The organism is Acidovorax sp. KPB24-03 (assembly GCF_057546605.1).
The window spans coordinates 1-7,300 of record NZ_BAAJYR010000177.1; the positions used below are offsets into that span (position 1 = coordinate 1).

General features: G+C 68.3%; 6 protein-coding genes. 2 read left to right on the forward strand and 4 right to left on the reverse strand.

Annotated features, from left to right (window positions below; translation table 11 throughout):
• On the forward strand, nt 1-267 hold a 267-nt coding region (locus AC27KI_RS16190; protein ID WP_487114732.1), incomplete at its 5' end, for a DoxX family membrane protein.
• Nucleotides 257-1,912, forward strand: a complete 1,656-nt coding sequence (locus tag AC27KI_RS16195; RefSeq protein WP_487114734.1) for an MFS transporter — start codon at nt 257-259, stop codon at nt 1,910-1,912. The genes AC27KI_RS16190 and AC27KI_RS16195, both read left to right, overlap by 11 nt.
• Before the next feature lie 418 nt (nt 1,913-2,330).
• Here AC27KI_RS16195 and AC27KI_RS16200 read toward each other — a convergent pair whose 3' ends face one another.
• The 4 genes from AC27KI_RS16200 to AC27KI_RS16215 form a co-directional block, all read right to left on the reverse strand.
• Entirely contained in the window at nt 2,331-3,047 is a 717-nt protein-coding gene (locus AC27KI_RS16200) for a DUF4198 domain-containing protein (RefSeq protein ID WP_487114736.1), read from the reverse strand.
• Nucleotides 3,048-3,094: 47 nt separating this feature from the next.
• Nucleotides 3,095-5,137, reverse strand: coding sequence for a TonB-dependent receptor (locus AC27KI_RS16205; protein WP_487090347.1), 2,043 nt, complete (start codon nt 5,135-5,137; stop codon nt 3,095-3,097).
• A 374-nt stretch (nt 5,138-5,511) separates the two neighbouring features.
• Nucleotides 5,512-5,880, reverse strand: coding sequence for a DUF1428 domain-containing protein (locus AC27KI_RS16210; RefSeq protein WP_284401463.1), 369 nt, complete (start codon nt 5,878-5,880; stop codon nt 5,512-5,514).
• Nucleotides 5,881-6,177: 297 nt separating this feature from the next.
• Nucleotides 6,178-7,300 (reverse strand): molybdopterin-containing oxidoreductase family protein (locus AC27KI_RS16215; RefSeq protein WP_487090346.1); only part of this gene is annotated, 1,123 nt, incomplete at its 5' end.

Consider the following 7,300-nt stretch of genomic DNA (forward strand, 5'->3'; position numbering starts at 1 on the left):
CTGGCGCCCGCCGCGCCCGTCGCGGCGGCCACCATCGCGCTGCAGCTGGGCGCCTCGCTGCTCATCGTCTTGGGCTGGCACCGCTGGCTGGGCGCGCTGGCGCTGGCCGGCTTCACCGTGCTGGCGGCGTTCCTGGCCGACCGCTTCTGGCAGGTGGCGCCGCCCGAGCGGCAGCGCGCCGCCAACGCATTCTTCGAACATTGGGGCCTGGTGGGCGGCATGCTGCTCGTCGCCTGGCACGACCTGGGAGGCCTCCATGGCACATGACGATCACCCACACGATTCACCGTCCGCCGCGGCCGCCGCCGCCGTGCCCGCACCTTCGGGCAGCTTCGCGCCGCTGCGCCTGCCGCTGTTCGCGGTGCTGTGGTCCGCCACGGTGCTGGGCAACATCGGCAGCTTCATGCGCGACGTGGCCAGTTCGTGGATGGTGACCGAGCTGTCGTCCAGCCCCGCCGCCGTGGCGCTGGTGCAGACGGCGGCCACGCTGCCGATCTTCCTGCTGGCGATTCCGGCCGGCGTGCTGTCGGACATCCTGGACCGCCGGCGCTTTCTGATCGCCGTGCAGGTGCTGCTGGCCTGCGTGAGCGGCACGCTGCTGGTGATGGCGCGCACGAACACGCTCACCGTGGAATCGCTCATCGTGCTCACCTTCGTGGGCGGCATCGGCGCGGCGCTCATGGGGCCCACGTGGCAGTCCATCGTGCCCGAGCTGGTGCCCCGCAGCGAGCTGAAAAGCGCCGTGGCGCTCAATTCGCTGGGCATCAACATCGCCCGCGCCATCGGCCCCGCGGCCGGCGGCCTGCTGCTGGCCAGCTTCGGCGCGGCCGCGGCCTACGGCCTGGACGTGGCGAGCTACGGCTTCGTGATCGCCGCGCTGCTGTGGTGGAAGCGCCCCAAGGCCGAGCCCACCGGGCTGAACGAGCAGTTCTTCGGCGCCTTCCGCGCCGGCCTGCGCTACGCGCGCGCCAGCCGCGAACTGCACGTGGTGCTGCTGCGCGCGGCGGTGTTCTTTCTGTTCGCCAGCTCCGTCTGGGCGCTGCTGCCGCTGGTGGCGCGGCGCATGCTGGGCGGCACGGCGGGCTTCTACGGCGTGATGCTGGGCGCGGTCGGTGCCGGGGCCATCCTCGGCGCGGTGCTGCTGCCCCGCCTGCGCAAGCGCCTGGATGCCGACGGGCTGGTGCTGCTGGCCTCGCTGCTCACCGCGGGCGTGATGGCCGTGCTCACCCTGGCGCCGCCGCGCGAGGCCGCCGTGGCGCTCATGCTGGTGCTGGGCCTGGGCTGGATCATCGCGCTCACCACGCTCAACGGCGTGGCCCAGGCCGTGCTGCCCAACTGGGTGCGCGGCCGGGGCCTGGCGATCTATCTCATGGTGTTCAACGGCGCCATGGCCGCCGGCAGCCTGGGCTGGGGCCTGGTGGCGGGGCAGGCGGGCCTGCCGGCCACGCTGCTGGCCGGCGCGGGTGGCCTGGTGCTGGCGGCGTGGCTCTTTCACCGCGTGAAGCTGCCCACCGGCGAGGCCGACCTGCAGCCGTCCAACCACTGGCCCGAGCCGCTGCTGGCCGAGCCCGTGGCGCACGACCGCGGCCCGGTCATGGTGCAGATCGAATACCGCGTGCGCACGCCCGACCTGCCCGCGTTCCTGCAGGCCATGCAGCATGTGGCGCGCGAACGCCGCCGCGACGGCGCCTATGCCTGGGGCGTGGCGGAACACTCCGCCGAGCCCGGCCGCGTGATCGAGTGGTTCCTGGTCGAGTCGTGGGCTGAGCACCTGCGCCAGCACGGCCGCGTCTCCAGGGCCGACGCGGACCTGCAGGCCGAGGCGCTGCGCTACCACGTGGGGCCGGAGCGGCCCGTGGTGCACCACTATCTGGCGCTGGATGGGCAGGGCGTTGCGGCGAGGGCGGCGTAATGCCGGCGGGGCGGTGGCTGCCGTTGCGGGCCGGACGCCGCCACGCCGGATTTCAGGTCGAAAAGGGCTCCAGCACAATATCCACTAGGGCATGTTGCTATTAAATGGATAGCGCCCTTTTGCCGGTGCTGCAGGGCTGATGGTGCCGGGCTGGAGCGGCGTCTGCGTCAGGCCACCCGCGCTTCGATGCGCGCGGCACGTGTCATGGTCAACGCTATTCGAGAACGGATGCAAATTTCGGGAAATGAAGAGTGGCTGACGCGACCGCTCGACAAGGCGAGAGCAGAGGATTGCCGAACCCAGCAAACCAAGCGTGGGTTTCTCTCCACGACCCAGCAGTGGTTGCCCAGGCCCGCAGCATTCCAGTCCCTCAGCCGTCGCCGGCAGGTCGGCTTTCGGCAGGTCGTGTCAGCCGGTCTCAGTGTGCAGGGAACGCCAGCAGGTACTCCCAGCTCATGCTGGTGGTGCGTGGGTCATTGGCCACCGGCACGCGGCGGATCGCCAGCAACTGATTGATGCCCGCCGTGGGCGTGACCGTCGCAGTGCCGTCTTCAGCCGTCGTGACGGGCGCCCCCTTCTCGCCCAGCGACAGCCGGATGCCGGCGATGGGTTTTCCATCGAACAGCACGCGCACACGCATGGGTTGGCCTGCATCGGGCGTGTCCGCCTCCAGGGCCACGATCTCGAACTGTTGCCCCAGTTCCTTCTTTGCGATCACGCCCCACTGGATGATGGTCTTGTGGTACTTGAGCGCATGCACACCACTGGTGGCGCCGGGGTTCTCGGTCATGGGCTTGTTCATCATCTGGCCACCCTCGACCTTGCTGAAGAAACCGTTGTCGAAGTGGGCCGCCAGCAACGCGGCCTGGCGCTCGGGCTTCACGCGCACCCCATCGGGCCGCGGTTCCACCGCCACGTCGATCTTGCGGCCACGGCGATCGAAGGCCTGCAGGCTCTTCAGCTTGTGAGCGGGGTAGGTCTCCAACTGGCCTTCGTGCCCGCCGAACTGCACGAGGTAGCCGCCGCTGGCATCAGGCTCCAGCCAGACGTTGTGGGCCTGCACGGAGCCCAGGCCCAGGGCCAGCGCTGTGATGGACAGCAGGCGCAGGAGTGGTGTCGGGGTGGTGGTCTTCATGGCGTTCTCCTGGATTGCCTGAGCTTCCTGGATCGGGTGGTCACAGGTCAGAATTGCAGCTTGGTGCCGAGCTTGAAGGTCCGCGGCGCACCGGGTGCGAAGACCTGCGTGCCTCCGATGACCGAGGCCGAGGTGGCATAGGCCTTGTCGCTCACGTTGGCGATGGCGGCGTAGATCTCATAGCGGTTGGCGACTCGGTACGCAGCGCTCAGGTCCACCGTGGCATAGCCGCCATAGCCCACGCTGTTGTCGGCGTTCACCGCATAGGCGCCCACCCGGCGCCAGGTGGCAGTGGTGGACCAGTCCGCGGCAGGCCGCCAGGTGGCGCTCACCGTGGCCATGTAGCGCGGCACGCCGGCCACCTGCTTGCCGATGAGGGCCGCATTGCCGTTCTCGGTGATGCGCGAATGCGCGCTGCCCCAGGTGAGGGCCAGGTCCACGTCGCGGTGTGCTGCCCACAGGGCGCTGGCCTCCACGCCGCTGCGCCGCGTGGCGCCATTGTTCTCGTACACGCCGGGGGCCACGGTGCGGATCTCGTCGGAGGAGGTGAGGCGGAAGGCCGCTACATCCAGCACCAGGCCCTGCACGGGCTTGAACTGCGCACCCACCTCGGTCTGGCGAAAGACGTTGGGGTCGAGCGTGGCGGCGCCCAGTGCGTACTTGGCGAAGGTGCTGGGCAAGGCAAAGCCCTCGGCCCAGCTGGCGCGCAGCTGCACGCCCGGTGCGACGTCGGATCGCACGCCCAGCTTGGGGCTGGCATGGGACATCCTGGCCAGCGGGCCGCAGGGGTCGGTACCCGTCTCGGCACCATTGCGCTCGCAATTGCCGGTGAAACGGTCCCAGCGCAGGCCGGCCGAGGGTTTGAACAGAGGGTGGATGGGCGCCTCGATCTCTCCGAAGGCCGAGACACTGTTCAGCTTCGAGGTGCGGTTGTTGATGGCAGGGGCCAGGCGCGCACGGTTGTCCAGCCCGTCGAAGTACAGGTAGTCGGTGGCTTCGCGGAAAGTCTCCAGCCCGGCCACCCAGTTCAGCAGGGTTCCTGCCACCGGGGTGCGGCCGTTCAGGCTGGTGCCCGCACCATGGACATTGCGGTCGTAAGTCTCCTCGCGCTGGCGCCAGGTGGTGGCATTGACCGGGCGGCTGAACCAGCGTGTGAAGTCCTGCTGCGTGGTGTAGGCAAACGTCAGCAGCTTCACGTCGGGCGAGAGTGCGTAGTTCACGTCCGCGCGCAGCGTGGCGAAGTGCTTGTTGGCGCCATCGTTCATGGCGCGCGGGTCCTTGCCATAGGGGTTCTGCGCGAACTGCGCGGCCGTGACGTAGCCGGGCGAATCGCCATCGGCCTCGTGCCAGCGGCCCGACAGCGCTACGTCCAGGTCGGCGCTGATGCGCTTGCTCCAGCGGCCTGCCAATGTGCTGCGGTGATCGTCCGACTGTGCCCGGAAGCCATCGGTGCGGTCGTGCTGCGCCGCCAGGTTCAGGTATTCCCCCTCACCCAGTTTGAGACCCCATGCGCCTTGCAGATCCACCGTGCTGTGGGAGCCGAGACTCGCATCCACCTCCCGGTACTCTCCACGCTTGCGCGTCTCTATCGCCATCAGCCCGGCGCGATTGAAGTTGCCGTACAGCGCCGATACGGGGCCCTTGTAGAGCGTGAAGCGCTCGATCTCCAGCGGCACGATGACATTGAGGTCCACATACCCATCGGCGTGCGACATGGCTTCGTTCAGCGGAATACCGTCGAGCACGACGCCCACGTCGCCGCCATGCCCACCACCGCCAAAGCCGCGCATCACGATGGTGTCGGCCACGCCCGAGAGCTGGTAGTTCTGCACGTTCATTCCGGGCACATGGCGCAGCAGCTCTGTCGGCTGGCTCACATGCTTGTCGGCGATCTCTTCGCTGTCGAAGCTCGTGCTGGAATAGGCGGAGGCAGCCCCCTGAAGCGCCTGACCTTTGATCTCGATGGAGTCCAGGGTGGGCGAGGCTTGCTGAGCCGCGGCACACTGGGCTCCGAGGGCCAGCACCATGGCGGCGTACAGGGGTCGACCATGCAGATTGCTGGCCTGGTGCAGGAAGGGACCTCGTGTCATGGGTTTTGCGGTATGAAATGAAGACGCAGGACCGGTGGGCCACGCAGGGTCCATCCCGATCATGGGTCTCGTGCAGTTGCGTCATATGCCCGCGCAGGATGTCGCGGATGGCGCCATGGCGTTGCAGCGCAGTTCCAAGGCTCGCCGAGTATGAAGAACTGCCGTTTGATCTTCAATACGCCGGATGGCGTATCGCAGCCCCCAGCCGAGGCCCAGGTTCATCCAGGCGCCCAGCGGTGGAGCAGCGGCAGCGGGACCCGGCTGGCGCGGCCTGCGGGGCGCCGAGTGAGCACCTCCTTCATGGAGGCGAAGGCATCGTGCCCGTTGTTGTGGCCGAGGCAGCCGCCATGCGCGGCGACAAGGCCAGTTGCCGCTTACGCCTTCACATCAACCACCGGTTCGAAGCCCCCAAAGATCATGCGTTTACCGTCAAAGGGCATGGGCAGGTTGCCAGGAACTGAGGGGTCCATGCGCGGGTCTTCCATCATCTTCTTCATCCCTGCATCGCGCGTGGCCTTGTCTGGCCATTCAACCCAGGAAAAAGCCACCGTCTCCTCTGCCGTGGCCTGCACCGCTCTGCGGAAATCGGTGACCTTGCCGTCCGGGACATCGTCGCCCCAGCACTCGATCACGCGGATCGCCCCCAACTCGATGAATATGGGGTCGAGCGTACGGGCATGCTCGATGAACTTTTGCTTGTTGGCGGTAGGGACTGCGATCACGAAACCATCGATGTACGACATGTCATCACTCCTGTTGGATTGATCGTTGGCGCGCTCGTTGGGGCATGCTCCGTATTCCATCCGCTGGCGGCAGGAACCAAGTCGATCGGCAGGACGGACCGGGGGCAACGGGTTCTGAGAGGCGCAAGAACCGCGCAAAAGCCTATCGCTTCCGACAGCGCGGCCCTCTCAGGATAGACCCTCGGGACGCAGACCACTGCCGCTGCAAGATTCTTCAATCATGCCGTGGGCTGGCCGGCCTGTACACGGACCATGAATGAAGGCGCGCCGTGGTCCGGGCGAGTGGCGCCGTGCGCATCAAGCCTCGGACACCGCCGCCACTTCCACCACGCAGTCGTAGAACGTGGGCGCCGCACCGATGTCGGACAGGGCCTGGCTGGTCAGCTCGTTCACGTTGGTGCCGTTCACGCCGAACTTGCGCCACCAGATGCCCAGGCCGTTCACCACGCCGGGGCGGGCGCGGCCGTTCACGGCGGCGTGGCATTCGTAGCTGCCGCGGTCGTTGAACACGCGCACCCGCGTGCCGTCGGCGATGCCGCGCGGGGCGGCGTCGTCGGGGTGGATCTCCAGCACCGGCTGCGTCTCGATGTTTCGCAGGCTCTGCACGTTCACGAAGGTGGAGTTCAGGAAGTTGCGCGCGGGCGGCGAGATCATGGCCAGCGGGTAGCGGCCGCCGGGCTGCGGCAACTCGTGGTTGGGCACGTGCACCGGCACGGGCGGCAGGCCCTGGGCCGCCAGCCGCTCGCTGTAGAACTCGCACTTGCCCGACGGCGTGTGAAAGCCGCCCTCGGCGAACGGCGCATCGGGCAGGGGCAGGGGCGCGAAGCCCACTTCCAGCAGTTGCCCGAAGTCGATGCGATCGCCGTAGGCCTGGCGGCACAGGGCCTCGTCGCTGTCGGCAAAGCAGGGCTCGGTATAGCCCATGCGCTCGGCCAGGTCGCGGAAGATGCGGGCGTTGGAGCGCGACTCGCCCAGCGGCGCGATGGCCGGGCGGTTGAGCAGCACGTCGGTGTGGCCGTAGGAGACGTGCACGTCCCAGTGCTCGAGCTGCGTGGTGGCGGGCAGCAGGTAGTCGGCGTAGTCGGCCGTGTCGGTGCGAAAGTGCTCCAGCACCACGGTGAACAGGTCGTCGCGGGCGAAGCCCCGGGCCACCTGCGCGGAGTCGGGCGCCACGGCCACGGGGTTGCTGTTGTAGACCACGACGGCCTCGATCTTCGGGCCGAACTCCGGCGAGGCTTCGCGCAGAAGGTCGTCGCCGATGGTCACCATGTTGATGGTGCGCGGCACCGGGCCCGTGTGCAGGTCGGGGCGCTGCAACTGGGCGCGCTGCACGGGAAAGTGGCCGGAGCTCGACAGCAGCAGGCCGCCTGCGCGGTGGCGCCAGGCGCCGGTGAGTGCAGGCAGGCAGGCCACGGCGCGC

Excerpts from the sequence above, each read along its gene's own strand:
- AC27KI_RS16200 (WP_487114736.1), bottom strand. The coding sequence starts at position 3,047 with ATGAAGACCACCACCCCGACACCACTCCTGCGCCTGCTGTCCATCACA.
- AC27KI_RS16210 (WP_284401463.1), bottom strand. The coding sequence starts at position 5,880 with ATGTCGTACATCGATGGTTTCGTGATCGCAGTCCCTACCGCCAACAAG.
- AC27KI_RS16195 (WP_487114734.1), top strand. The coding sequence starts at position 257 with ATGGCACATGACGATCACCCACACGATTCACCGTCCGCCGCGGCCGCC.
- AC27KI_RS16205 (WP_487090347.1), bottom strand. The coding sequence starts at position 5,137 with ATGACACGAGGTCCCTTCCTGCACCAGGCCAGCAATCTGCATGGTCGA.